The 26,100-nt window shown below is 43.2% G+C and carries 24 protein-coding genes and 2 tRNA genes; 8 read left to right on the forward strand and 18 right to left on the reverse strand.

Annotation, left to right across the window (positions count from 1 at the left end):
- Positions 1-14 precede the first annotated feature (14 nt).
- Together J2X69_RS03665 and J2X69_RS03670 are read right to left on the reverse strand one after the other, a co-directional pair.
- Positions 15-1,961 (reverse strand): DUF294 nucleotidyltransferase-like domain-containing protein, encoded by a 1,947-nt coding sequence (locus J2X69_RS03665; protein ID WP_310098664.1) that lies wholly within the window; start codon positions 1,959-1,961, stop codon positions 15-17.
- A gap of 15 nt (positions 1,962-1,976) precedes the next feature.
- The gene (locus J2X69_RS03670) at positions 1,977-2,501 is read right to left on the reverse strand and encodes a GNAT family N-acetyltransferase (RefSeq protein ID WP_310098666.1); all 525 of its coding nucleotides are present in this window, start codon (positions 2,499-2,501) and stop codon (positions 1,977-1,979) included.
- A 294-nt stretch (positions 2,502-2,795) separates the two neighbouring features.
- Here J2X69_RS03670 and J2X69_RS03675 point away from each other — a divergent pair, with 294 nt between their 5' ends.
- Positions 2,796-2,969, forward strand: coding sequence for a hypothetical protein (locus tag J2X69_RS03675; protein ID WP_310098668.1), 174 nt, complete (start codon positions 2,796-2,798; stop codon positions 2,967-2,969).
- 59 nt (positions 2,970-3,028) lie between these two features.
- Here J2X69_RS03675 and acs read toward each other — a convergent pair whose 3' ends face one another.
- The 5 genes from acs to J2X69_RS03700 form a co-directional block, all read right to left on the reverse strand.
- Entirely contained in the window at positions 3,029-4,921 is a 1,893-nt protein-coding gene (acs, locus tag J2X69_RS03680; protein WP_310098670.1) for an acetate--CoA ligase, read from the reverse strand.
- Positions 4,922-4,969: 48 nt separating this feature from the next.
- Positions 4,970-6,655, reverse strand: a complete 1,686-nt coding sequence (locus J2X69_RS03685; protein WP_310098672.1) for a sodium:solute symporter family protein — start codon at positions 6,653-6,655, stop codon at positions 4,970-4,972.
- A 19-nt stretch (positions 6,656-6,674) separates the two neighbouring features.
- Positions 6,675-6,938: a DUF4212 domain-containing protein gene (locus tag J2X69_RS03690; protein WP_310098674.1), complete on the reverse strand. Its 264-nt coding sequence runs from the start codon at positions 6,936-6,938 to the stop codon at positions 6,675-6,677.
- Positions 6,939-7,123: 185 nt separating this feature from the next.
- Positions 7,124-7,879 carry a zinc permease gene (locus tag J2X69_RS03695; RefSeq protein WP_310098677.1) on the reverse strand — a complete coding sequence of 252 codons (756 nt, stop codon included), beginning with the start codon at positions 7,877-7,879 and terminating at the stop codon, positions 7,124-7,126.
- Between the two features lie 97 nt (positions 7,880-7,976).
- Complete coding sequence (locus J2X69_RS03700; protein ID WP_310098679.1) at positions 7,977-9,041, reverse strand: FAD:protein FMN transferase; 1,065 nt, start codon at positions 9,039-9,041, stop codon at positions 7,977-7,979.
- Between the two features lie 121 nt (positions 9,042-9,162).
- Here J2X69_RS03700 and ruvB point away from each other — a divergent pair, with 121 nt between their 5' ends.
- Together ruvB and J2X69_RS03710 are read left to right on the forward strand one after the other, a co-directional pair.
- Positions 9,163-10,197, forward strand: a complete 1,035-nt coding sequence (gene ruvB, locus J2X69_RS03705; protein ID WP_310098681.1) for a Holliday junction branch migration DNA helicase RuvB — start codon at positions 9,163-9,165, stop codon at positions 10,195-10,197.
- A gap of 75 nt (positions 10,198-10,272) precedes the next feature.
- A complete protein-coding gene (locus J2X69_RS03710) occupies positions 10,273-10,509 on the forward strand; it encodes a hypothetical protein (protein ID WP_310098683.1) in 237 nt (78 codons plus the stop codon).
- Positions 10,510-10,829: 320 nt separating this feature from the next.
- Here J2X69_RS03710 and J2X69_RS03715 read toward each other — a convergent pair whose 3' ends face one another.
- The 5 genes from J2X69_RS03715 to dapF all read right to left on the reverse strand — a co-directional run bounded on the left by J2X69_RS03715 (position 10,830) and on the right by dapF (position 17,724).
- Entirely contained in the window at positions 10,830-11,597 is a 768-nt protein-coding gene (locus tag J2X69_RS03715) for a S1/P1 nuclease (protein WP_310098685.1), read from the reverse strand.
- A 148-nt stretch (positions 11,598-11,745) separates the two neighbouring features.
- Positions 11,746-12,936: a M20 family metallopeptidase gene (locus tag J2X69_RS03720; RefSeq protein WP_310098687.1), complete on the reverse strand. Its 1,191-nt coding sequence runs from the start codon at positions 12,934-12,936 to the stop codon at positions 11,746-11,748.
- Positions 12,917-13,462, reverse strand: coding sequence for a hypothetical protein (locus J2X69_RS03725; protein WP_310098689.1), 546 nt, complete (start codon positions 13,460-13,462; stop codon positions 12,917-12,919). Before J2X69_RS03725 ends, J2X69_RS03720 begins: the two co-directional genes overlap by 20 nt.
- Positions 13,463-13,469: 7 nt before the next feature.
- Positions 13,470-16,850: a preprotein translocase subunit SecA gene (secA, locus tag J2X69_RS03730; protein WP_310098691.1), complete on the reverse strand. Its 3,381-nt coding sequence runs from the start codon at positions 16,848-16,850 to the stop codon at positions 13,470-13,472.
- A gap of 100 nt (positions 16,851-16,950) precedes the next feature.
- Positions 16,951-17,724, reverse strand: a complete 774-nt coding sequence (dapF, locus tag J2X69_RS03735) for a diaminopimelate epimerase (protein ID WP_310098692.1) — start codon at positions 17,722-17,724, stop codon at positions 16,951-16,953.
- Positions 17,725-17,903: 179 nt separating this feature from the next.
- Between dapF and J2X69_RS03740 the strand changes: the two genes are divergently transcribed.
- Together J2X69_RS03740 and J2X69_RS03745 are read left to right on the forward strand one after the other, a co-directional pair.
- A complete protein-coding gene (locus J2X69_RS03740; protein WP_310098694.1) occupies positions 17,904-18,662 on the forward strand; it encodes a superoxide dismutase in 759 nt (252 codons plus the stop codon).
- Positions 18,663-18,743: 81 nt separating this feature from the next.
- Positions 18,744-19,211 carry a nucleoside triphosphate pyrophosphohydrolase family protein gene (locus tag J2X69_RS03745; RefSeq protein WP_310098696.1) on the forward strand — a complete coding sequence of 156 codons (468 nt, stop codon included), beginning with the start codon at positions 18,744-18,746 and terminating at the stop codon, positions 19,209-19,211.
- A 74-nt stretch (positions 19,212-19,285) separates the two neighbouring features.
- Here the strand turns inward: J2X69_RS03745 and J2X69_RS03750 are convergent, their stop codons facing one another.
- Positions 19,286-19,438: a hypothetical protein gene (locus J2X69_RS03750; protein ID WP_310098698.1), complete on the reverse strand. Its 153-nt coding sequence runs from the start codon at positions 19,436-19,438 to the stop codon at positions 19,286-19,288.
- Positions 19,439-19,477: 39 nt separating this feature from the next.
- On the opposite strand from J2X69_RS03750, the gene J2X69_RS03755 reads away from it, so the two are divergent.
- The gene (locus tag J2X69_RS03755; RefSeq protein WP_310098700.1) at positions 19,478-19,786 is read left to right on the forward strand and encodes a helix-turn-helix transcriptional regulator; all 309 of its coding nucleotides are present in this window, start codon (positions 19,478-19,480) and stop codon (positions 19,784-19,786) included.
- Positions 19,783-21,015, forward strand: coding sequence for a type II toxin-antitoxin system HipA family toxin (locus J2X69_RS03760; RefSeq protein ID WP_310098703.1), 1,233 nt, complete (start codon positions 19,783-19,785; stop codon positions 21,013-21,015). The genes J2X69_RS03755 and J2X69_RS03760 overlap by 4 nt, the downstream gene beginning before the upstream one ends.
- A 178-nt stretch (positions 21,016-21,193) precedes the next feature.
- Here the strand turns inward: J2X69_RS03760 and J2X69_RS03765 are convergent.
- From J2X69_RS03765 to mutS, 4 genes are all read right to left on the reverse strand, one after another.
- A tRNA-Leu gene (locus J2X69_RS03765) sits at positions 21,194-21,277 on the reverse strand.
- A 67-nt stretch (positions 21,278-21,344) separates the two neighbouring features.
- A tRNA-Gly gene (locus J2X69_RS03770) sits at positions 21,345-21,417 on the reverse strand.
- Positions 21,418-21,553: 136 nt separating this feature from the next.
- On the reverse strand, positions 21,554-22,354 hold the full coding sequence (locus tag J2X69_RS03775; protein WP_310098705.1) for a LuxR C-terminal-related transcriptional regulator: 801 nt from the start codon (positions 22,352-22,354) through the stop codon (positions 21,554-21,556).
- Between the two features lie 51 nt (positions 22,355-22,405).
- Positions 22,406-25,012 carry a DNA mismatch repair protein MutS gene (mutS, locus tag J2X69_RS03780; protein ID WP_310098707.1) on the reverse strand — a complete coding sequence of 869 codons (2,607 nt, stop codon included), beginning with the start codon at positions 25,010-25,012 and terminating at the stop codon, positions 22,406-22,408.
- Between the two features lie 89 nt (positions 25,013-25,101).
- On the opposite strand from mutS, the gene J2X69_RS03785 reads away from it, so the two are divergent.
- A complete protein-coding gene (locus tag J2X69_RS03785; protein ID WP_310098711.1) occupies positions 25,102-25,635 on the forward strand; it encodes an RNA methyltransferase in 534 nt (177 codons plus the stop codon).
- Here J2X69_RS03785 and J2X69_RS03790 read toward each other — a convergent pair.
- Positions 25,632-26,045: a hypothetical protein gene (locus J2X69_RS03790; RefSeq protein ID WP_310098713.1), complete on the reverse strand. Its 414-nt coding sequence runs from the start codon at positions 26,043-26,045 to the stop codon at positions 25,632-25,634. The genes J2X69_RS03785 and J2X69_RS03790 overlap by 4 nt on opposite strands.
- Positions 26,046-26,100: the final 55 nt, after the last annotated feature.

Here is a 26,100-nt window from a genome sequence, read left to right on the forward strand (position 1 = left end):
AAATGGCCACCAACTCATCGTCCAAAATGGTCTAGCTGAAAACGTACCTTTACTATATCCTGAAGCTCATCGATAGGCACAAAAGTGTTCTTCAGCAATTGTCTCTGAAGCTTCCCGAGGGATTCAGGATTGATAAATCTTCCATCATTCCCATTTTTCATCCCTTCTATCGCTCTCATTCTAATAAGTATCTCAAATGCTTTAGCCGCTTGACTGAATAGTTCTTTGTAATTAGGTTCCAATTCAGCCAAGTGTTCAAACCGCCTAAACGTATTGTTGATGCCAATTACTGCATGGCTTAAGGTAAGCAGCCTCGCCAAATCAACCAGAGGCCGGATTGCTCTGGCTTTGATGTCGAATTGATCCCTATGCTCACCTGATTTTTCTACTACAAAATTCCTGAAAAACCCAAGTGGGGGAGGTGTTGCTAAGGTATTCTGTGCCAGAAAATTGAGGAAAACAGGCTTTTTCTTTAGAGAATCATAGATAAACAAACTCAGCTCTTCCGATAGGCTTTTGCTTCCGCCGATTGCCCTAAAATCAAAAAAGATCGAGGCAGAAATCAACGCTTCCTGAGTAGGTGTCAAAATCCAATTGGCAAAATAATTTTCCCATTGTGCTACAGGCTGAACCCATTTGGGATTGCTGGCCATGATATCTCCCGGACATGGTGCAAATCCACAGGCTATAAGGATCTCGACCACCGCAGTTCCCAACTTCAGAAAATACTCAGCAGCTGTTGACTTTAAGTCCTCAGTCACATTTTCATAAACCAAAGCATTGTCCTGATCCGTCCGGAGCAATTGCTCTTCACGTCCCTCACTTCCCAAAGTCAAAAAACAATAGCGCACGCTCTGCATTTCCGAATACTCTTCGGTTAGAGATTTTTCTGCGATTTTAATTGCCTGCTGGATGATCACGTCATTGATTTCGGTCATGACAGAAGCCACAAAATCCATGGCCACCTCATTTTCCAGATAATAAGCCAGCATCTTACTTGCACGGTCTCTGATGGACCTGATTTCTTTTATGTCCTGAGTATTCAGCAATCCATGTATGAGCACCGCAGGGCTATTTCCCATGGAAACCAGCACGTCATGATCTGATATTATACCACAGACCTTCGACTGGTCTGAACCATCCTCCGTAAGTATGAGGTGGTGAAGTCGATTTTTGATCATCGTAAGATAAAGATCCGAAAAGCCCGCATCCTTAGGTCTGGTTATCACCGGTGAAGTCATTACGTCACTAACTGAAGTGGAAAGCGAAAGCGCTTTTGCCAGAATTTTGGAGCGCAGGTCCTTGTCAGTGATTATGCCGATGGGTCTGAAACTATCATCCACGATTACGATGCTGCTGACATCTGCTTCCACCATTAGCTTAGCCGCTTCATGGACTGTATTGGAAGAGTCGCAGGTGAGCACTTTATCAGAAATTTTCACCTCGGACTGATCCGAGAAAATAAGCAGAGAATTATCTCTTAATTCATTCTTTAGTGCTCCCCGAGCTTTCTGACCTTGGGATAAATCCTGCCTGACGACGACCTTTCCGGAAGCAAACCCGGCTGCAAAGTAAAGTGCTACCCGATTGTTGGTGGCAAGAATTTCTTCAAAAACCTGTACCGGAATAGCATAAATCAGACTACTTTGACTGATTCGGGCATTTAGGACATAGGCTCTTTTGCCCAAAAGTGCCAGCACGCCAAATACATCTCCTTCGTCTAAGTATTCTTTTATTTCCTCCCCGGATTGCTTGCTTTCTGTAAGATGGATTTCACCTTCTTTTAAGATAAAAAAATGGGACTGGGGAGCATCACCTTGCTTGAAAAGTGTTTCCCCTTTTTCTAAAAATTGAATTTCTACAGCACTTGAAATTTTTTCCAATTCCTCCTTGGACAAAAACGAAAAAGGCGGAAATCGCTTTAAAAACTCTGCTACTCTATTGACTATTACATTGGCCATTTAGCGGAAGGGTTGTCAGATTATCATGGAGTTATGGTTTTGTTCATTCGTAGTCAGGTCTTTATACATTATGTAAGTATCAACAAGTCCCAGTGTTTTGTGCCTAAAAGCCTTGGGTGTTGTTCCAATTATATTAAACCCAAATCTCTGCCACAACTTTACGGCATTTTCATTTGTACTAACCACAATATTAAATTGTATTCCTAAAAATCCTTTGTCCCTGGCAAATTTTAGTGAGTGTTCACAAAGCAATTTTCCTGTCCCACGTCCGTGATATTTTGGGTTTACCATATAGCTACAATTTGCAATGTGGTTACCCAAGTCAATTTGATTAGGTTTGATAATATAAGTTCCTAATATTTCTCCATTATCGTCAACTGCAACAAAAGTGTCCATATAGTCTGCAAACCAATTTTTATGCAATGCCTCTTTTGGCGTTTTTGGGTCAAATACATAAGTGTCGCCTGTCGAAATAACATTTGTAAAAATGTCCCAAACTTTGTCGTAATCTTTTTGTTCGTCTGCTTTTCTTATATTCATTTTAAGTTACTTTTTGTGATTATCCGCAATGATGCCAGTAGCCTCATTTTCTTTGGTATAACGGCAGGAAGACCGATGACAGAAGTGGCCTTTACGCTAGTGTTTTCCAAATCCTATAATGCTTTAGTCTCTTTACTGGAAGAAAAGCGGATATACATATTACTTTTTATCAAAGTCTGCCTTTCAAAGGTCGTTAGGAAAATTACCGCTAACCAGTTGGTTTTATCTGTAAATTACTGACTATCTTCAGTGTGGGAATGATTTTTGGACAGATCTATCAATAATCAATTGGACATGAACTACCCTTATCAATTTCTACGCTATTGCAGACGCCTGATGTGGGCACTGATAGTGGCCTTTATGGTGGGGGTTCACAATTTTTATAAACAGGAAATGGACTCTCCAGATTCTATAGTGTCTTCCATTCAGCTGGATGAAGAGGAGGAGGATTCCTCTCCAAAAGATTAACATCAAAGAGCCAAGATTCCCAAACTCTTGGTTTAAGAATCTTGGCTCTTCAACTTAACCTACTTTTTCCCTTCAATAATTTTGGTCACTACATCCGGATCAAGCAAAGTACTCGTGTCACCCATATTATCAAGAGATCCCTCGGCTACTTTACGCAGAATACGGCGCATGATCTTTCCTGACCTAGTTTTCGGTAGTCCGGGTACAAGTTGAATTTTATCGGGTTTCGCTATAGGCCCGATTATTTTGGTAACCATTTCCTTAATCTCATTGATCAGGTTATCCTCCGTACGGTTAGTCAGATCAGCTATCACATAAGCGTAGATTCCTTGTCCTTTCACTTCATGTGGATAGCCCACTACAGCTGACTCGATAACTTTCGGATGCTCATTGATTGCGTTTTCTACTTCGGCTGTGCCCATTCTGTGCCCTGAGACGTTGATCACATCATCTACACGACCGAGGATCCTATAGTATCCATCGTGATCGCGCTTTACTCCATCACCGGTGAAATACATTCCTTTATAAGTGGAAAAATAGGTCTGCTTGCAGCGTTCATGATCTCCATAAGTAGTCCGGATCATTCCGGGCCAAGGAAACTTGATGCACAGATTTCCTTCTACTGAGTTTCCTGTCAGCTCATTTCCTTCAGGATCCACAATGCAAAGCTGTACCCCCGGAAGCGGTAATGTAGCATAGGCAGGTTTGGTAGGAGTGATGCCCGCAATCGGAGAAACCATAATCCCTCCGGTTTCTGTCTGCCACCAGGTATCCACTATAGGGCATTTGTTCTTTCCTATGTGTGTGTGGTACCAATGCCATGCTTCTTCATTGATAGGTTCGCCTACCGATCCCAATACTTTAAGGGAGCTCAGATCGTAATTGTTAATTGGGTCTGTGCCATATGCTTGCAACGCCCGAATAGCAGTAGGTGCGGTATAGAATATATTTACTTTGTGTTTTTCCACTACAGCCCAAAATCTCCCTGCGTCAGGAAATGTAGGAACTCCCTCAAACATCAGCGTAGTCGCTCCGGCAAGCAGAGGGCCGTAAACTATATAGGAATGTCCCGTGATCCATCCTACATCGGCTGTACACCAATATACATCCCCTTCCGAATATTGAAAGACATTGTCAAATGAGTACTGCGAATACACCATATATCCTCCCGTGGTATGCACTACGCCCTTTGGCTTTCCGGTAGAGCCGGATGTGTAAAGAATAAACAGCATATCCTCACTGTCCATTTCTTCAGCTACGCATTGCTCAGATTCCCCGGCGATTACCTCATGCCACCAGAAATCCCGACCTTCTTTCATAGTCACTTCCTGCTTGGTGCGCTCATAGACGATTACTGTCTCCACTGAGCTTTTCTCCAATGCTTCATCCACAACAGCTTTTACAGCTATTTTTTTACTTCCCCGGAAATTTCCATCCGAAGTCAAAATTGCCTTTGCTCCACAATCTATGACCCTATCTGCCAATGCAGAGCTGGAAAAGCCCGCAAAAACAACCGAGTGAATTGCTCCGATTCTAGCGCAGGCAAGCATGGCTATTGCTGCTTCCGGAACCATCGGCATATAGATGATTACCTTATCTCCCTTTCCTATTCCTTTATTTTTCAAGGCATTTGAGAAGCGATTCACTTCATAAAAAAGCTCTCGATAGGTCAATGTTCTTCCTTCTTCGTCGGGATCATTTGCCTCCCAAATAATCGCCGGTCGATCTCCGATGGTAAAAAGATGACGCTCAAAAATATTCTCTGTGATGTTCAGTTTGCCATCTAAAAACCACTTTACATCCGCCTCCTCAAAATTCCATTTCAATACTTTTGACCAGCGTTTTCTCCAGTGAAATGAATCCGCGATTCTGGCCCAAAACTCTTCCGGTTGTGTTACGCTTTTTTGGTATTCGTAGAGGTACCCACTGAGGGTATGTATTCTGTCACTCATGGTAATCTTGGTTTATGTTAATCAGTTCTGGGTAAAATACGCTCTAATTTAATGATCCTGTGCTTTACCTGCACCACGTGGGATTCTTATTTCCTGTACCATATCCTGTACGGCTTGGGGCGGAGCAGGGGTAAATTTGGAAACTGTCACACATACTATAAAATTAAGAATCATTCCGATAGACCCTATTCCTTCCGGTGAAACACCAAACCACCAATATTCCGCTGTATTGGTTTCCGGGCTGATAAACTTGAAATAAACAATGTACCCAATGGTAAAGACTAAGCCGGTAATCATCCCGGATATAGCCCCTTCTTTATTAATTCTTGAGGAGAAAATGCCCATAATAATCACCGGGAAGAAGGATGCCGCAGCCAATCCAAAGGCAAAAGCCACCACTTGTGCCACAAATCCCGGAGGGTTCACTCCGAAATAGCCCGCCAGAAGTACTGCTCCGGCAGCTGCAATTCGGGCAATTCTCAGTTCTTTCTTTTCCGAAATATCAGGCTTGAATGTCTTAAACAAATCTCTAGACACCGAGGTAGAAATAACCAGAAGCAATCCGGCAGCAGTAGAAAGCGCCGCCGCCATAGCTCCCGCAGCGACCAAGCCGACTACCCAATTGGGTAATTGGGCGATCTCGGGACTTGCCAGCACCATAATATCCCTGTCTATGGTCAGTTCATTGGCGACAGGATCAGCGACATACTGCACTTTGCCATCACCGTTCTTATCATCCACTGTGATCAGATTGGTCTTTTGCCAGGTGCTTATCCATTCCGGAAGATCAGAAATATTCTTCTCAGAGGTGCTTTCTATAGCATTGTACATCCCAAAAGCCGCAATAGCCGGAGCGGTGCTGTATAGAATAGCGATAAACACCAGTGCGTATCCAGCCGAAAGTCGAGCATCTTTCACCCGTGGGACCGTGAAAAATCTCACAATCACATGCGGCAAGCCTGCCGTGCCTACCATGAGAGCCAGTGTGATCATAAACATGTCTGTAATACTTTTTCTTCCGGAAGTATAGGCTTCAAAGCCGAGCTCCGTGAGAACTCCATCCAATTTATCCAGAAGAGGTGTCCCATCAGCGACGGCCCCTCCCAACCCAAGCTGAGGAATAGGATTTCCCGTCAGCTGCATGGAAATAAAAATCGCAGGAACCATATAGGCAAAGATCAGTACGCAGTACTGGGCCACTTGGGTATAGGTAATCCCTTTCATTCCGCCGAGCACGGCATAGAAAAACACGATGCACATTCCGATCACCACACCCCATTCGATAGGTACCTCCAAGTATCGGGAAAATACGATTCCCACGCCGCGCATTTGCCCTGCCACATAAGTAAAGGAGATGAATAACGCACAGATCACGGCGACGACTTTAGCCGTATTGGAATAATATCGATCACCTACGAAATCCGGAACGGTGAATTTGCCGAATTTGCGAAGATAAGGAGCCAGTAAAAGAGCCAGCAACACATAGCCTCCCGTCCAACCCATCAAATAAACAGATCCGTCATATCCCGCAAATGAAATAATTCCTGCCATCGAGATAAAGGAGGCTGCCGACATCCAGTCTGCAGCGGTCGCCATGCCATTGGCCAAGGGAGAAACCCCTCCACCTGCTACGTAAAATTCCTGAGTAGATCCCGCACGGGACCAAATGGCAATACCGATATATATCGCAAATGAAATACCTACCAGCAGGTAAGTCCAAGTTAAGATTTCCATAGTTTTTTAGCTTAAAAAGTTATTCTTCGTCCACATCAAACTCCCTGTCCAGTCGGTTCATTCTGACCACATAGACAAAAATCAGAATTACAAAAGAGAAAATGGATCCTTGCTGAGCAAACCAAAAACCCAGCTTATAACCACCCAGTCGAACTTCATTAAGCTCATCTACGAAAAGAATCCCACAGCCGAAAGAGACTATAAACCAGACTAATAATAATACAAAAAGGGTTTGGAGGTTTTTCCTCCAGTAAAGTTTCATGTTTTCATTTTGGGTTGGCATAGGTTGGGGTTTAGGCTTAGAAAATAAAACAAGCCTTGAAGCTAGCGATTGCATCCATAGGAATGCAAGCTGTTTGATGTTAAATATTCAATTTTTTAGCATCAACCCTCAAAAATGCCCAAGATTATTTGGAATAGGCTTTCCTTCAAAGTAAGCCTCAATCCGGTTCAGCCTTCCCCAGTCTTTTAACTCATGAAAAACTCGGAAAGAATTGCCAGACCGGCAGCGAAAAAGCTTATCAACAGCTTATTGAATTGGAATTTGTGGTGTGGACTACTTTCAAAAAATATGGTGGTAGAAATATGCAGAAATCCTCCGGCTACCAAACCATATAAAATCCCAACACCTTGCTTTTCCAGAATTCCTCTTTCAAACAGAAATGAACTGGACATCATCCCAAGCGGAGAAGCTAAAGCAAAAAGAGTCAATAATATAAGCGTGGTTTTCTTGCTTAAAGAACTCGATAATACTGCAACTAGGGCAAAAGCAGCCGGCCCTTTATGCAAAATAATTCCTAACAAAACAGTTTTACTACTATGCACATGGCCTAGCGCATGCTCGCCTTGATCCATCAAATCTCCATGTGATAGGAGTGTGCCTTCAAGAAATGCATGAATGAACAATCCAATCATGATAGTAGACATTGCTTTGCTCCCCTGATGCTCATGCGTATGAATATGACCATGCTCTATACCACTAGACCAGAACTCAAGCAATTGCTGAAGCAGAAACCCGATCAGGATATACAATCCCATTCTTTTAGTTTCAAATCCGCTGGCAAACAACTCTGGCAAAATATGGAGAATGGTAATCGAAAAGAGATAAGATCCCGCAAATACCAGTACCAACCGAAAGTATCTCTCTCTGAAATTGGGTGCGAAAAAAACCAATAATCCACCGATCATGGCTGTGAGAAAAAGAAGCAAAAATTTGAATTCCATCGGTTTGGGTTACGTCCTTTTTTTTCTTCTGAAAAGGAGAAAGTTATAACTCAGGCAAAGGTAATAAAATTCAATAATGTTGCATTTTAAAATTAACCTACTGCGGAAAAGACAAAAATGGCTTCAGACTTTCACTTGCATACGTCTTAAACCCTCCCATTCCATCATCATAGATCAGGAATACCTCGATTTTATCTAGTTTTTCATCCAGGTTGATTGCCTCATCTATTCCCATCACCATCATGGCGGTGGCGTAGGCATCTGCCGTCATACAATTATCCGCCAATACAGTAGCACTGAGCAACGTATGATTTACAGGATATCCTGTGGCAGGATTGATTGTATGGGAAATTCTTACTGAGTCAAGCATGTAAAAATTGCGGTAATTTCCTGATGTTGCCATCGCTCTATCCTGCAATGCAATAATGCCCATCAGGTCAGCGGCATTTGCAGATTCTTCGGGGCGGTTCACGCCAACTTTCCATAGCTCCCCTTTTTCATTCACTCCATTGGCGACAAGCTCTCCGCCGATTTCCACCAAATAATTTTCGATCCCTCTATTTTTCAAAAAGTCAGCTATCACATCAGAACCATAGCCTTTGGCGATAGCAGAGAAGTCCAGATAAATTCCCGGTTCCTTTTTGCGAAGTTGATTCTGATCAAACTCGATTTTGGAAAAACCTACTGTTGCCAGAAGCTTTCTGATATCCACGCTGTCCTTAAGTTCAGGGCCACTTGGACCAAAGCCCCAAATATTTACCAAAGGACCTACTGTGGGATCAAAAGCTCCATTCGTATTTTCATAGATCGTTTTGGAAGCTTCCAGTATAGGCAGCAGATATGGCAAGTCAAACACCAATGTATCATGGAGATTGAATCGGCTTAGTTCAGAATCGGGGATATAAGTAGAAAGGCTTTGATTAAAAACCACCAAAAGAGAATCGATGGATTTTTGAAGACCGCGATTTTCTTCATCCAGATAGGTGACGTTGTAAGTCGTGCCCATGGTTTTTCCGGAAAAAGTCATTTTATCTGCCACAACTACCGCATCTTCAGTCACGGTGCTCTCTGTCTTGTCACGATTTCGCCAGGAGTATACCAGCATGATAGCAACAAGTAGTACAATAGAATAGATAATGTTTTTTCGGGCGTTTGGACGCATGAGCTTGTGGATTTGGGGCAAATTTAAAGCTTATTTTCCGGTTTTGCAGGAAAGCCAAGGATTCAAAAATGCGGAAGAAGCCATTCGTATTTTTCTATATTTGTGAGCGTACGGATAAACTATGAGAGAAGATTATTTAAGCGGGGAAGATGAAAATCTAAGCCCGAAGGACAAGGATTTTGAGAAAGCTTTACGGCCTTTAAGCTTTGAGGATTTTACGGGGCAATTCAAAATTGTGGAGAACTTGCGTGTATTTGTGCTGGCCGCAAAAAACAGAAATGAGCCCTTGGATCACGTGCTTCTGCATGGACCTCCAGGACTGGGAAAAACCACACTCAGCCACATTATCGCAAATGAGCTGCAGGCTGGCATCAAAATCACCTCCGGACCTGTGCTGGACAAACCTTCTGATCTGGCCGGTCTGCTGACCAATCTGGATGAAGGGGATGTACTCTTCATAGATGAGATTCACAGACTCAATCCTATCGTAGAAGAATACTTGTATTCGGCGATGGAGGATTTCAGAATTGATATTATGCTGGATTCCGGACCAAATGCACGCTCGGTGCAGATTTCTCTGAGTCCTTTTACGCTAATCGGGGCGACCACCCGCTCAGGATTATTGACCTCTCCATTGCGGGCAAGATTTGGCATCAATTCCAGACTGGAGTACTATGATGCGAAATTACTGACCGATATCGTCATCCGATCCGCAGGGATTTTGCAGACTCCTATCGACGAAATCGCTGCTTACGAAATAGCGAGAAGAAGTAGAGGGACACCGAGAATTGCAAATATGTTGCTTCGCCGGACGCGTGATTTTGCAGAAGTAAAAGGTGACGGAACCATCACATTGGAGATCTCAAAAATCGCATTGGATGCGCTTGATGTAGATGTAAATGGTCTGGATGAAATGGATAATCGAATCCTACTGACCATTATTGAAAAATTCAAAGGAGGACCGGTAGGTCTGAGTACGATCGCTACTGCCTGCGGGGAAGAAGCCGAGACTATAGAAGAAGTATATGAACCCTTTTTGATACAAGAAGGCTATTTGAAAAGAACCGCTCGTGGCCGTATGGCAACAGAACTGGCGTATACCCATTTGAAAATAAAGCCTGCTCAGGGAATGGGAGGGCTGTTTGAGGGGATGTGAAAACTTAAGTGGTTTTTTCTTCGTTTTGGATAAACAACAATTTTACGCGGACTCAAGTCTATTATGAATAGATCAATGTCGGAATCAGATCTTATAATTCAGATAATCAGTAAGATTACTTCCATTTCGGATAGAGAAATATTGAAGGAAATCAATAAGCTAGTGGATTTGGAATCTAAGTCGGATACTGTGTATGAGCTTTCTCCCGAACAAAGAACAGCGATTGAAAAAGAATTAAAAGATGTGGAGGAAGGAAGAGTTTATTCATCAGAGGATGCTGATAAAATGCTTCGTGAATGGCTAGGAAAATAGATGTGGAATCTATAATTTTTTTAAAAGTATGGAATTCTAGACAAAACCCTTCTAAATTGAGGCTTTGACAAAGATTTCTAATTCTTCAGGGGAAGACTGAAATGCTCAATATCCCTACGGCATTTATCAAATTATGTATATCCGCTTTTCTGCCAGTAAAGAAACAAAAGCAATATAGGATTTGCTAAACTCTAGCATTGAGGTACTTCTGACACCCGTCACTTGTACTGAGCGAAGTTGAAGTATCGGTCTTCCAACAAGCAAACCAAAGAAAATAATGCTACTGGCATCATTGCGGATAATCACATTATTTACTTCACTTAACCGTAAATCTCCTCAAGTATCTGTGCCAGTCGAACACTGGCAGCTATCAGCCTTTCTTCTACCAGTGGCATATTATCATAGCCATACCCATAGGAAATTTTCTTGTTTTCGGGAAGTTTATAGATAGATGGCCTTGCCGCAACAGCCTCTGCTACCCAATCTTGCATAGTCCCTGCGCGGTATTTTGCAATCATGTCTCTAGTTATCCTTCTCGAAAGCTCATCCCCAATTTCAGTATAGCTCATTCCTTTACCATCAAGCATTCCACTATCCCATACCGCGTGGAGATTGGTAGCCCTGCCAAAATACTCGAGCTTTACATCATTGCCCCCCTTATCATCACCCTTTCCCACGTGAAGAGGCTGGTGGATATCCTCCACCATATGGATCAGCATTTTTAGTAATTCTGCTTCCTTTTTGGCGTCCAATTTACCTGCTTTCAGTTCCTTCTTTATACGGCTGATTTCAGCATACACATTTCCACCTTTTTCTTGAATGGACTCATCATATTCTCCGGTTTTGCTGGTCATAAAGTGCCAAGAATAGGCATAGTCATACGCATGATCAGATTTAATATCATCCATCCAAGTTCCGCTTCTGGCTATAGACATGGGGTAAAGCACTCTCTCTACCTTCTTTCGCACAGACTTTTTCATCTGCTTCTCGGCCATATAGCCTATCAAATAGTGCCCCAGTTGACCCCAAGCGAATGTCTGAGTAACTAGTAGAAAAACAAAAACTGAAGTGGTAAGGAGTTTTTTCATGTGATTATAATTTGTTTTTCAATGGCCACCCCGAATAGTCGGGGCAGGCTATGGAATCCCTGCCTGTATTCTAAGGTTAAAACAAGAAGAAAATGTCTAATAAAGCAGAAAGTTACTCGAAAAGAACTCATTGGAAGTTAAGTCAAGTTTATGCTTTTTCGAGTTCGGACACCGCCAAGAATGCCATCAGCCCGGCACCAACTTCCAGCGCGTCTTCATCTATATCAAAAGTAGGCGTATGAACTCCGGAGGTAATTCCTTTGGCCTCATTTCTTGTTCCCAATCTATAGAAACAGCCTGCGACTTCCTGAGAATAGAAAGCAAAATCTTCTGCTGCCATCCAAATATCCAAATCAAGGACATTTTCCTCACCTAGGTATGCTATTGCCGCCTGATGGGATCTTTGGGTCAGCTCTGGGTCGTTTTTCAAAAACGGATACCCTTTTTTGATCTCAAAATCCACCTCTCCCCCCATTCCTTCTACTATTCCTTTGGCAATAGAGAGCATTTTTTTGTGAGCTTCGGCTCTCCACACTTCATTCAGTGTACGGAAAGTGCCTTGTATCTTCACTTCATTTGGGATGACGTTTGTAGCACCAAGTGCTTCCACTCTCCCGAAAGAAAGAACCGAAGGAATCTTTGGACTAGCTGCCCTGCTCACTACTTGCTGCAAAGCAACAATCATATGAGAAGCAATCAAAACAGGATCAATCAAGGTCTCTGGCATGGCTGCATGGCCGCCTTTACCTTTTACTGTTACGTAGAGCTCATCAGCACTGGCCATGTAGATTCCGGGACGGAAGCCTACTTTTCCAACTTCTATAAAGGGCATCACGTGCTGACCGATAATTCCGTTTGGCCGGGGATTTTCAAGCACTTTATCGGCAATCATCAAGGAAGCCCCGCCTGGAGCCACTTCCTCTCCGGGCTGAAAAATCAATTTGATAGTTCCCTCAAAATCGCTTTTGACTTCATTTAGAATTTTTGCCGCACCTAATAATGATGCCGTATGTGCGTCATGCCCACATGCATGCATTACACCCGGGTTTTGCGATTTGTAAGAGACATCATTAGCCTCAATGATAGGCAATGCATCCATATCTGCACGAAGTGCAACCACTCTCTTACCCGGATTTTTCCCTTCGATCAAAGCTGACCATCCTGTATCCGCCTTAGATTCAATGTTGGTTATCCCTATTTCTTGCAGTTTTTCCTTTACAAACGTGGCTGTGTTGTACTCTTGGAAAGAAAGTTCAGGGTTAGCATGAAGATGGCGACGATTTGCAATTACTTCTTCCTTATATTCTCTGGCCAGAGATTTAATTTTGTCCTTCAGCATCTTCTTGGTTGAGTTCTTGTTGTGTCTTGAATTCTTCTCGTTGAAAGCGATCTTGGATTATCCGCGCTGTAGGGAATTGGGTTTTTACTTCTGCAAAGCTTTTTTGAGCTTCTATTTTATGCACAAACTTTCCAATTTTCACCAGATATCTCGGCTGCTGGTACTGCATCTCAGGTATGAGGTCAGGAAAATTCGTAGTTATATCATCTCTGGTTTTGAATGCCTTATTGCGGTCAACTCCCGAATAAACCAAGACTGAATACCCGCTAAAATAAGGCTCAGACTTATTCTTACTGATTAGGCTTTCCTGTACTTGATCCAATTGTGCGTCAATCGCCTCGGTAGATTCAGAAGATCCTATAGATGATTTCGCATTCATCTGCGCCCGATAATCCGGATAGACAGGAAGTGTAGGATTCAGATTCTCCTGATAGTTCGCATAGCTTGACGCAGGACCGGAGGCTTTCCGGGTAATCTTACATCCCGCCAGTAGTATTACCAATCCTAAAATCCAGAAAAATCTCATGCTTTGTTTAGTTATCAATGATTACACATTTTCCTTCCTGCACATCCTGTTCCACACTTTTGTACTTCACATCATTTTTCGTGGTTCCGTTTGTATATTGAACAGAAACTTTGTCATTTCTTCCGTAAGCCTTATCCGATTTCCTAGGAGCTACTACTTGTGGAGCAGGTCTTCCGGCGTTGGAAGCGGCTACTGCTGCCCGGTTGGCGCCGGGATTGAGTGTACTTCCCACATCAGCTTTTGATGCTTGAACCTGTGGCTCCGAAGCCCTCTGGGGAGCAGCGGCATGTACCTGATTAGGGTCTTGTTTAGGTAAATCAGCACGGGACAAGAAAGAAGTCATGTCTTCGTTAAGTTTGCCGATAAAGCGCTTAAACATTTCAAAAGCTTCGAACTTATAGATCAAGAGTGGATCTTTTTGCTCATAAACGGCATTCTGAACAGACTGCTTCAAGTCATCCATATCTCTAAGGTGCTCTTTCCAGTTCTGGTCAATGATCGCCAGCGAAACATTTTTTTCTATAGCCCTCACTAATTCCCTTCCTTCGGAATTAACTGTATCCTCAAGATTCACAACCACGCCGATTTGCTTGATACCATCGGAAATAGGCACCATGATATCCTTTACAGTAGCACCTCTTTCATCCTGAACACGCTTGAAAATCGGAAGCGCAGTATTCATCATTGCTTCACTTTTCTTTTGATACGTTTCAAAAGCGACCGTATATAGCTCTTGGGTCAATTGACCCGCATCCTTAGATTTCAGATCATTTTCGGTTACGTTGTAATCCACACCGAGCGTAGTAAACACATTCATTCTGAAGTCCTCAGAATCAGCATTGGATTTACCCATATCTACCAAGCCTTCGCAGACATCATAGAGAATATTCAAGATATCCAGCTCCAGCCTTTCTCCCTTCAGTGCGTTTCTTCTCCTTTTATAGACTACTTCACGCTGGGAGTTCATCACATCATCGTATTCGAGCAGTCTCTTTCTAGTGCCAAAGTTATTTTCCTCCACCTTGCGCTGGGCACGCTCGATAGACTTGGATATCATGCTATGCTGGATAACCTCGCCTTCCTCAAGCCCCATTCTATCCATCAGCTTAGCGATACGGTCAGAACCGAAGAGACGCATTAAGCTATCTTCCAAGGAAACAAAGAACTGAGAAGAACCCACATCCCCCTGACGTCCGGACCTACCACGCAACTGTCTATCCACACGACGGGATTCGTGACGCTCCGTACCGATAATTGCCAATCCTCCGGCTTTTCTTGCCTCAGGAGTCAGTTTGATATCTGTACCCCGACCGGCCATGTTCGTTGCAATTGTGACCGTACCTGCTTGCCCGGCAATAGCCACTACATCCGCTTCCTTAGCATGCTGCTTCGCATTCAATACCTGATGGGGGATTTTCTTCAAAGTCAGCATTCTGCTGAGTACTTCAGATATTTCTACCGAGGTAGTACCCACCAACACAGGTCTTCCTGCAGCGACCAATTCGTTGATCTCATCACCTACAGCATTGAATTTCTCACGGACAGTTTTATAAACTTTATCATCACGGTCAGCTCTGATTATTGGTTTGTTGGTAGGAATGACCACCACGTCCAATTTGTAGATTTCCCAGAATTCCCCCGCTTCAGTCTCGGCCGTACCGGTCATCCCCGCCAGCTTGTGATACATTCTAAAGTAGTTCTGCAGGGTAATGGTGGCGTATGTTTGGGTAGCATCTTCCACCTTCACATTTTCCTTCGCCTCTATTGCCTGGTGCAATCCGTCTGAGTATCGGCGACCTTCCATCACACGACCGGTCTGCTCATCCACAATCTTCACTTTACCGTCCACCAGAATATATTCAGTGTCCCGCTCAAACATACAATATGCCTTGAGCAATTGGTTTACGGTGTGAATCCGTTGTGCTTTTACGCTATAGTCTTTGATTGCTTCTTCTTTACGGACAAGCTTTTCAGTATCCGTAATTCCTTCTTCCTTCTCCAAATCGGCAATCACTATCCCTATATCAGGAAGAATAAAGAATTCTGTATTTTCATTCTTGGTAGTCATCGTCTCTATACCACGATCGGTCAGGTCGACTACGTTTGTTTTTTCATCTATGGTAAACAATAGCGGTTCATCTGCTTCAGGCATCTGCCGCTTATTGTCCTGCAAGTAATAGTTCTCTGTTTTCTGAAGAATTACTCTTATCCCGGGCTCAGAAAGGTATTTGATCAATGGCTTGTACTTAGGCATTCCCCTAAATGCACGGAAAAGTGCCAAGCCGCCTTCTTTATCATTGCCGTCAGCAATCATTTTCTTGGCAGAGCTCAAGAAACCCTGAACCAACTTACGCTGCTCCTCTACGAGAGTAGAAACTCTCGGCTTCATGTCATCAAACTCATGCACGTCACCTTTTGGTACAGGTCCCGAGATAATCAATGGCGTTCTCGCATCATCTATCAATACAGAATCGACCTCATCTATCATCGCATAATGATGCTTGCCCTGAACTAAGTCACCCGCTTCACGGGCCATATTGTCCCTTAGGTAGTCAAAGCCAAATTCGTTGTTGGTACCATATACGATATCCGATCTGTAGGCTTTCTTGCGTCCGGCTGAGTTGGGAGTATACTTATCTATACAATCCACGCTTAATCCGTGGAATTCAAAAAGTGGCGCATTCCATTCGGAATCACGCTTGGCCAGGTAATCATTCACCGTAACGATGTGTACTCCACGTCCCGCAAGTGCATTAAGGTAAGCCGGTAGGGTAGAAACCAATGTTTTACCTTCACCTGTCGCCATTTCGGCAATTTTCCCCTTGTGAAGCACCATCCCGCCGATCAGCTGTACATCGTAGTGAACCATATCCCACACTACTTCAGTGCCTGCGGCCATCCACTTGTTGTGCCAGATCGCATCATCTCCTTGGATCTCCACATTCTGCTTGCCGGCAGAGAGTTCGCGGTCGCGGTCAGTTGCCTTCACCACCAGCTTTCCATTTTCTTTGAAGCGCCTCGCCGTTTCTTTTACTACTGCAAAAGCCTTTGGTAAAACCTTCTCCAAAACTACTTCCAATGCTTCGTTTCGGTCCTTCTCGATCTGATCTATCTGATTGAAAAGCTGATCTTTTTCGTGAATAGCCTTTGCCGGCAACTCATCTACCTTTGATCTGATCGTGCTGATCTTGTCATCATATTCCTTCAGATGGGCATTGATTTCAGCCTTGATTTCTTCAGTTTTAGCTCGCAATTGATCATCGCTGAGGCTCTTTAACCCGGAAAAAACTTCATTGATCTGTGTTACAATCGGAAGAAGTTCCTTGATATCTCTGTCGGACTTGGTTCCAAATACTTTTGCAAGTCCTTTTGCTATAATATCTAACATGCTAGCTTATTGTGATTCTCTATTAGGGCTTCAAAATTAAGCCCTTTTTGTTATAATTGATAATAAAACAGGTTCCTAGAAGAAGAACTTCAACAACCGGTCAAACGCTTATTTTCCCGGCAAAAACAGACTCAGCAGGACCTATCAGCCATATTTCTTTGAAGCTGCCTTTTTCGGAAGCTTTAAATTTCACAGATAGCTGACCACCAAGGGTTTTGATCTTGACAGTAGCTGCAGGCAGATCTTTGCCCACTGCAATCGCAGCGGCTGTGACCCCGGTCCCGCAGGAAAGTGTCTCATCTTCCACACCTCTTTCATACGTACGGACAAAGATTTCGTCCCCGCTTATCTTTTCCACAAAATTGACATTTGTGCCGGCAGGAGCATACATCTGATCATATCTCACTTTTGCCCCCTCTTCGAAAACAGGATATTGCGCTATGTCCTGAACAAAGCGAATGTGATGCGGAGAACCTGTATTGACAAAGGAATCAGCCCCTTTCTCTTCTATTCCGGCCACATCACCCATCAGCAGATGCACCAGCCCCTCCTTCAGAATGGCCTCATGCGCTCCGTCAATAGCCAGAAAACTTGTTTTTTCAGCCACAATTCCCAGAAATGCCGAAAAGGCCACTGCACATCTTGCTCCGTTGCCACACATGCTCTGGCTTCCGTCGGCATTGAAATAGATCATCTCAAAATCATACGACGGATGATTTCTAATGAGAATCAATCCATCAGCGCCAACACCAAATTTTCTGTCGCACAGCTTACTGACTAGTTCTAAATCCGAATCATCAAACTTACGGGCACGATCATCGATCATGACGAAGTCATTGCCGGTTCCTTGATATTTGTAGAATGAAATTTCCATGGAAAATTGTTGTGGTACATCGGGACAAAAACCCATCCAAGCGAACGTTGAAATACAAACTTAAACATCTTGTCACAAAATCAGACTTATTGTCTGATTCTCAATTTAAAAACCGCCGAAAAATGCTTAGTTTCATACTCTCTTGATCAAAACAAGGACAACTAAACCAAACCTTACTTATGCAACACCTTGAAAAATTTCTATCCAGAAGGGCTTTTATGTCAAACACGACCAAAGCCAGTCTTGCTATGGGATTCGTAGGCACAGGCATTCTTTCTGCCTGCGCCAATGATGTCAAAGGAGATGGAAAAGCCATTTTAGCCACCGACTATTCCCAAACTCCTTTAGCTTATGACTATTCCGCCTTGGAGCCAAATATTGATGCCAAAACAATGGAAATTCATTATACAAAGCATGCTGCTTCTTATGCTTCAAACCTGAAAGCTGCACTCGAAGAGGAAAAAGTAGATACCAATAAGCCGCTGGAAGATGTGCTGAAAAATATCTCCAAGTACTCCACAGCAATGAGAAATAACGGAGGCGGACATTATAACCACGAATTATTCTGGAAAGTAATGTCCCCGGACGGAGGGGGAAAACCGGAAGGTGAACTTGCTGCTGCGATTGATTCTTCCTTCGGTAGCTATGATGCTTTTGTAACAGAATTTGAGAATGCTGCCAAAACCAGATTTGGATCAGGCTGGGCTTGGTTGGTAGTAGGAGAAGATAAAAAACTTGCGGTGGGCTCTTCACCAAATCAGGACAATCCGTTGATGGACGTTTCTGATTTCAAAGGAACACCACTGATGGGACTTGATGTATGGGAACATGCGTATTATTTAAATTATCAAAATAAACGTCCTGATTACGTCTCTGCGTTCTGGAATGTATTGAATTGGAAGACAGTAGCTGAGCGATATACCGCAGCTTCCATGTAATTCAAATTAACAAAACCATTCAAAAAAGACCGGAAATTCCGGTCTTTTTTAGTTATTTCAGCCTTTCAACAACTTAAAAAAATGCAAGATCCTAAGTCACTTACTTCTGTCGCTTTATTCCACGAAACTTTCAAGCATCCCGTTTTACCTTCTCCCATTATTCCGGACAAAGTAAGGTGTGATTTGCGCGTCTCGCTTTTGGCTGAAGAACTGAAAGAGTTGGAAGAAGCTATCGCAAACAATGATTTGGTGGAAGTGGCAGATGCCTTGTGCGATTTGCAGTACGTATTATCAGGGGCGATCTTGGAGTTTGGATTGGGAGAAAAATTCAAAAGCCTGTTCGACGAAGTACAGCGCTCCAATATGAGCAAAGCCTGCAAAACAGAAGATGAGGCAAAAGCTACCATAGCTCATTACAATGCCAAAGGCACAGAATGCTTTTATGAGAAAGAAGGTGATTTGTATTTGGTTTTTAGAGAAGGGGATAGAAAAACATTGAAATCCGTAGCCTATTCGCCGGCAGATCTTGAGGGAATCATCAAATCATAACGGATCCAAAGTGGAAGTTTTCAGGTACTTTCCCTGATAATCAATTCTTCAACCCTACCAATTAGGCCGGCATATTAAAGCCGGCCTTTTTCAGTACCCTCAGCTCCTCGCTCAAAATCGCATTGCTTTTCATCGCGGGCTTGGTAGCTCATATGTTGAAATACTTCATGCGTGATGCCAAAAGCGTCTTCATTTGGATTGGATATTTGGAATATTTCTACTATCATAGTATTAGTATTACACATTTTTACCTATTAAGTACTCCTATGGTATCGCTTATATCCCCTTATAAAGCCCAACTGAAAATTGCTGAAAGCGTCCGAAAAAGACGTCTTAAGATAGGGCTAACCCAAGAAGGGTTAGCCGAGCGGTCAGGGGTTGCTCTTGCGACCTTACGAAAGTTTGAGCAAAAGGGGCTGATTTCCTTGGAATCCTTTTTAAAGCTGTTGTGGATTGTCGGTGGGTTGGAAGAAGTTATTCATTCTCTACAGCCTCCAAAGCCGAATTTCACATCAATCTCAGAAGTGTTAAAAGACGATGACAGTATGGAGCGAAAAAGAGGCCGTAAGAAATGACTAAGCTTGTCACAGAAATTAAGGCCGGGCTGGATTTCGGCTCAGGGATCCAGCCGGTAGGGCGCCTCGCTTTACGTGAGCGTATCATCTATTTTGAGTACGATAATGAATTCCTGCAAAAGGGCATCGAAATCTCACCTTTTCGCCTACCACTACAAAGAGGTGTCATCGAATTCCCTCCACGCCCTTTTGAGGGATTGTCGGGAGTTTTTAGCGATAGTCTACCCGATGGGTGGGGACGATTACTTTTTGACCGTATGGTGAGAACTCAAGGGATGCTTCCTGCCAATCTTTCAGCGTTAGACCGCCTGGCATATGTGGGTTTGCACGGTATGGGTGCTTTAGTTTACGAGCCTGATCATAGTCCCTCCGATGGACACGAATTAATTGACCTGGATCATTTGGCCGCACAAACAGAGGGCGTGCTGCAAGGTGATTCTGAAGAAGTGATCAAAGAATTACTAGCCCTGAACGGATCTTCCGCAGGCGCCCGACCAAAAGCACTCATTGGTGTGGATGCCGACCGTACACATATTTCATATGGAGCAAAGCGGCTTGAAAAGGGATTTGAGCCATGGCTGGTAAAATTTCCAAATTCGCAAGATGGCCAAGATGCGGGTGCCGTTGAATATGTGTATGCACTCATGGCTAAGGAAGCGGGTATTTCAATGCCTATAGTGCATTTGTTTCCGTCACAAAAAAGAGCGGGTTATTTTGCCGTTAGGCGGTTTGACAGAGATAAGGGCCAGAGGCTTCATATGCACACGGCAAGCGGTTTGCTGCATAGTGATTTTAGGGCTCCTTCACTTGATTATGAAGACTTGATCAATTTAACAGGAATACTCACCAAAGATATCCGTGAGGTCGAGAAAATGTACCGTTTGGCAGTTTTTAATGTATTGGCCCACAATAGAGATGACCATGCGAAGAATTTTAGCTTTATAATGGATGCATCTGGGGAATGGAAACTTGCACCTGCCTATGATCTTACTTTTTCAAATGGTCCTGCAGGAGAGCAAAGCACTATGGTGATGGGTGAGGGCAAAAATCCAACCATCGCCCATTTGACAAAACTCGGGTTAGAAGCCAAGCTGCCAAAAAAAACGATAGAAGGCATTATTGACCAAATAAGAACTGCATTGAAACAATGGAACCCCTTAGCTGAAAAATACGGAGTAAGCAAAGGAAATATCTCCCTGATCTCGCGTTCGATCAATGGGAAAGCTTGAGTTTTATTTGCGGTTTGTCCGCTGATTACAATCTTCTCTTCTTGGCTATAAGATGATTCATGCGTAGCCTTTGCATTTGAAAGTTATTTCGTCAGTTTTTTGAGTAAACAACATCCGTTCTCCTGAAAAAGTATCCGAAATAAAACACAAAAAGCCCCGTATTTCTACGAAGCTTATGTACCAGGAGCGGGAATCGAACCCGCACGGCCTTACGGCCACAAGATTTTAAGTCTTGCGTGTCTACCTATTCCACCATCCCGGCTTCATTCCGACGTGTCGGAACTACTAATTACCTGAAACAAGAAAGCCCTTGAATCAAGGGCTTTTTGAGCGGGAGACGAGATTCGAACTCGCGACCCCGACCTTGGCAAGGTCGTGCTCTACCAGCTGAGCTACTCTCGCGTTGTGTTAACCGGAACGTGATCCAGTTGAATTGTGGATGCAAAGGTAAGCGCCAGAAATAAAATCACAAGCATTCCTTCGTTATTTTTTTCTTGATTTTCTTGATTTACTACCCTTATCATTGATTTTCAGTGAACTATGAAAACGGATACATTGATAATATTTTCACCATTTCTCCTACATTCCTAGCTTGGAGCTTCTTTAAGATGTTTTTCCTATGTGTCGCCACTGTATTCACTGAAATATTCAAATCTGCTGCGATTTCCTTGGATTCCTTTCCTTCCAAAATCAGCTTTACAATCTCCTTTTGCTTCCGAGTCAAAGAAATTACCCGGCTACTAGGGGAATTTTTGCTCACAAATATCCGGGTCCCGTCCTCTTTTTGGTAAGAGTAATTCCAATCATACCCAGTGGATTTGGGAGGTGTATGAAGCTGGACAATGATATGCATATCCATGGCAAAATTACCTGCCGAATCAATCAAGTAAGGCCGTACTTTCCCGAGCATCCAAGAGATTACCCGGGTTTTACGATGCACCCAGCGGGTGGTATATGAAAATTCGAACGTATGCTTCTCTTCCAGCGTAAGTTGATGAAAACTGTCGAAAACTATTTTTTGAAAGCGAAAAAGCTCAGGCCTGTCTTCAGGATGAATCATCGTAAACGATGCTTCCATTCCCTTGGCCCGAAAAATTGACTCCGGATATCCTGTCAACTCTTCTACGTTTCCGGTAAAAAAGGCCAAACTCAGATTTCTATAGTCAAAGCAAGCAATAGTCATCCCTTCCCGCATGCCAATGCTCTGGCTCAATTGCTCCAGTTCATCCATTTTCTTTTGCTCCTCAGGATGCTCATGAAACTCCTGCTCTTTCCACTCTTGAAATAATTTAGTGAACTTATTTTGCTTCCGAAGATCTTTCAGCAATACCTTATCCATAAAAAAATCTATTTATCTAAAAACTTAATTTAATACACGAAACCGAAATTCTTATGTTTCGATTTTCTTTTTGATTTCATGCAATTTCAAAAGTGCTTCTATTGGCGAGATTGAATTGATATCAATTCCTTCTATTAAGTCCTTTGCCTCTTGGAATTTGGGATCCATTTCGAACATACTTAGCTGGTAATTATTCTTTGGAATAGATTTTACATTTTCTCTTTGTTCCGCTACAGCCTTGTCCTTCTCCAAATGAGACATAATCTCAGCCGCTCTCAACACGATGGGATTAGGCATGCCTGCCATTTGGGCCACGTGAATACCAAAACTGTGCTCACTGCCCCCCGGCTTTAGCTTCCGCATGAAAATCACCTTGTTTCCCACTTCTTTTACAGACACATTGAAATTCTTGATTTTCGGGAAATCAGATGCCAGTTGGTTCAACTCATGATAATGGGTTGCGAAAAGTGTTTTTGCCCGGTAGGTAGGGTGGTTGTGCAAATACTCCACGATGGACCACGCAATGGAGATCCCATCATACGTAGATGTGCCCCGGCCGATTTCATCCATCAAGACCAAGCTTCGGTCTGAGAGATTGTTCAGAATACTTGCAGTTTCTGTCATCTCCACCATGAATGTGGATTCTCCCTTGGACAAGTTGTCCGAAGCGCCCACACGGGTAAAAACTTTGTCTATAATACCGATTCTGGCAAAGGATGCGGGCACGAAGCTTCCCATCTGGGCCATCAGCACCGTCAGAGCCGTTTGGCGTAGCAGCGCCGATTTACCGGCCATATTTGGCCCTGTGATGATCATGATCTGTTGTGAATCGTGGTCCAGGTAGATATCATTGGGTACATAATTCTCCCCGGGAGGCAGCTGCTTCTCAATCACCGGGTGTCTTCCGTCTTTGATTTCCAGCGTCTCTGTGTCCGAGATTTTTGGTCTGCAGTAGCCATTGGAAAGTGCCACTTGAGCAAAGGAAAGCAATACATCCAGCGTGCCGAGAACTCTGGCGTTTTGCTGGATTTGGGTCACAAACTGAGCGGCCTCCTGGACTAAAGCCAGAAAAAAACGCTGCTCGATTGCAATCATTTTATCTTCCGCGTTCAGGATTTTATCCTCATATTCCTTCAGCTCCGGAGTGATGTATCGCTCAGCATTTACAAGTGTTTGCTTACGGATCCACTCCGCCGGCACCTTGTCTTTATGCGAATGAGTGACCTCAAGATAATACCCGAAAACCTTATTAAAGGCTATTTTAAGTGAAGAAATACCCGTTTTTTGAACTTCCCGCTGCTGGATTTGGACCAAGAAATCCTTTCCCGTATTTGCCAACCCACGGTATTCATCCAATTCCGCATCCACCCCATCGTTGATAATGCCGCCCTGATGCGTAAGCATAGGCGCATCTTCTTTAAGCTCCTTACCAATCTTCTCAAGTAGAAATTCACATGGATATAGCTGGTCCGATAGACGTTGTAATGTAGGATTCTTCTGGTTTTTGAGAAGTTCTTTAATCGGCTGTGTGTTCTTCAATGCACGCTTGATTTGGTTGATCTCACGTGGATTTGCCCGCCCTACCACTACTTTGGAAATCAATCGCTCCAAATCACCGATATGCTTGAGCGGGTCAACCATCTCATCGATCAACGCTGAATTCTGGTAGAAAAAGTCCACGACATTCAGCCGCTCATTTATGGTTGACTTCTCTTTTAGTGGAAGCACCATCCACTTTTTCATCATTCTTGAACCCATCGGTGTCACCGTCTGATCCAAAATACTGATTAAGGGCACACCGCCTTCATGCTGGGGAAATACCAGTTCTAGGTTACGTATGGTGAATTTGTCCAGCCACACATATTTCTCCTCCGCTATCCGCGAAATCGAAGAAATATGCTGTATTTCTTTGTGCTCCGTTTCTTCCAAATAATATAAAATCGCTCCTGCAGCTATAATTCCAGCTTCAATTTCTTCTACACCAAACCCTTTAAGATTTGCTGTACCAAAATGTGTTTTAAGCTTTTCGTAGGTGAAATCATACTGATAGACCCAATCTTCACAGTGAAAGGTGATGAAATCATTCTTGAGCAGATCGACCGCAGCCTTTTTAGCAGCTTTTGAGAAAATAATTTCTGCAGGAGCAAAGCTTTGAATCAACTTCTCCAAATAGGATGCAGTTCCTTCCGCACACATAAATTCCCCTGTTGAAAGATCCAGAAAAGCGATTCCATGCTTATCCTTCCCAAAAGAAATAGATGCCAAATAATTGTTTTTCTTGGTATCGAGCACTTGATCATTGAAAGAAAGCCCCGGGGTCACCAATTCAGTAACTCCACGCTTTACAATGCCTTTTACGGACTTGGGATCTTCTAACTGATCACAGATAGCCACTCTATTTCCGGCACGCACCAATTTTGGCAAATACGTATCCAATGAATGATGAGGAAATCCTGCTAGCTCAATATGTGATGCGGAGCCATTTGCCCGTTTGGTCAACACTATATCCAGAATTTTACTTGCCCGCACGGCATCTTCACCGAAGGTTTCATAGAAATCCCCAACCCGAAAAAGCAATAACGCACCGGGATGCTTGGCTTTGATGGCATTGTATTGCTTCATTAAGGGCGTTTCTTTGCCGTCTTTAGACTTACTCATGGGGTATGCTTACTTTTATACTTAATTTCGAAAATTCACTGGGAGAATAAAGTCGAAAATAAGCCATTCATAAAGCAGAACAAAAAAGGATGAAAAAATTAAGCATGGAAGAGCTCGAAAGAGTATCTGTGGAAGAGTATAAAGAAATGGATAAATCGCCGATTGTGCTCGTTCTGGACAATGTTCGAAGCTTAAATAATGTGGGTTCTTCCTTTCGGACAGGAGATGCTTTCGGTATAGAAAAAATTTATCTCTGCGGTATTACAGGCACTCCTCCCCATCGGGATATTCAGAAAACTGCGTTGGGAGCAACAGAATCCGTAGCCTGGAAATATTGCCTGAATACCATGATAGCCATAGAAAAACTCAAAGCGGAAGGTTATCAGATCTGCGCTTTGGAGCAGGTGGACCGCTCTGTGAAACTCAATGATTTCATTCCCGAGTCAGGAAAAAAATATGCACTGGTATTCGGAAATGAAGTTTTTGGAGTAGAAGAAGAAGTGCTTAATGCCTGCGATGCGGTATTGGAAATTCCACAGTTAGGCACCAAGCACTCCTTGAATATTTCTGTATCGCTGGGGATAGCAGTTTGGGATTTGATGGTAAAACTGAAGCAGTTCTAGTCTTTGTTGAATCGGTATCTTAGACCAAAGGACCCCCGAAAAATAGAACTGTCACTGAACCCTATAATCGGCGCTCCTTCTATATGAAATCCGAAATCTTTTTGATCGAACGGATAGATATTTAAGCCAACCGGAACTACTATCCCATCAAAGTCTCCGATTCTCGGCCCTATCCCTCCGTAAAACTCAAATCTATCTGTTGTTTTGAACTTGTAATTGGCAACCAATTCTACGCTCAAATCACTTAAAAAAGCATCTGTTCCCACTCTGAATTCCGGTATAAACCGTTCTCCAAATTGATAATTTACGCCCAAAAATGGCAGATTACTTTGGTGAAATGTAATCGTAGTTTGCGAAAAAGCAGCTAAAGAAAATATACTAAAGCAAGCGATTAAAAGGATTTTTTTCATGTGATTATAATTTGTTTTTCAATGGCCACATGGAATCTCGCATACATTATAATAA

This window comes from Algoriphagus sp. 4150 (assembly GCF_031457395.1).
Lineage (GTDB): Bacteria > Bacteroidota > Bacteroidia > Cytophagales > Cyclobacteriaceae > Algoriphagus.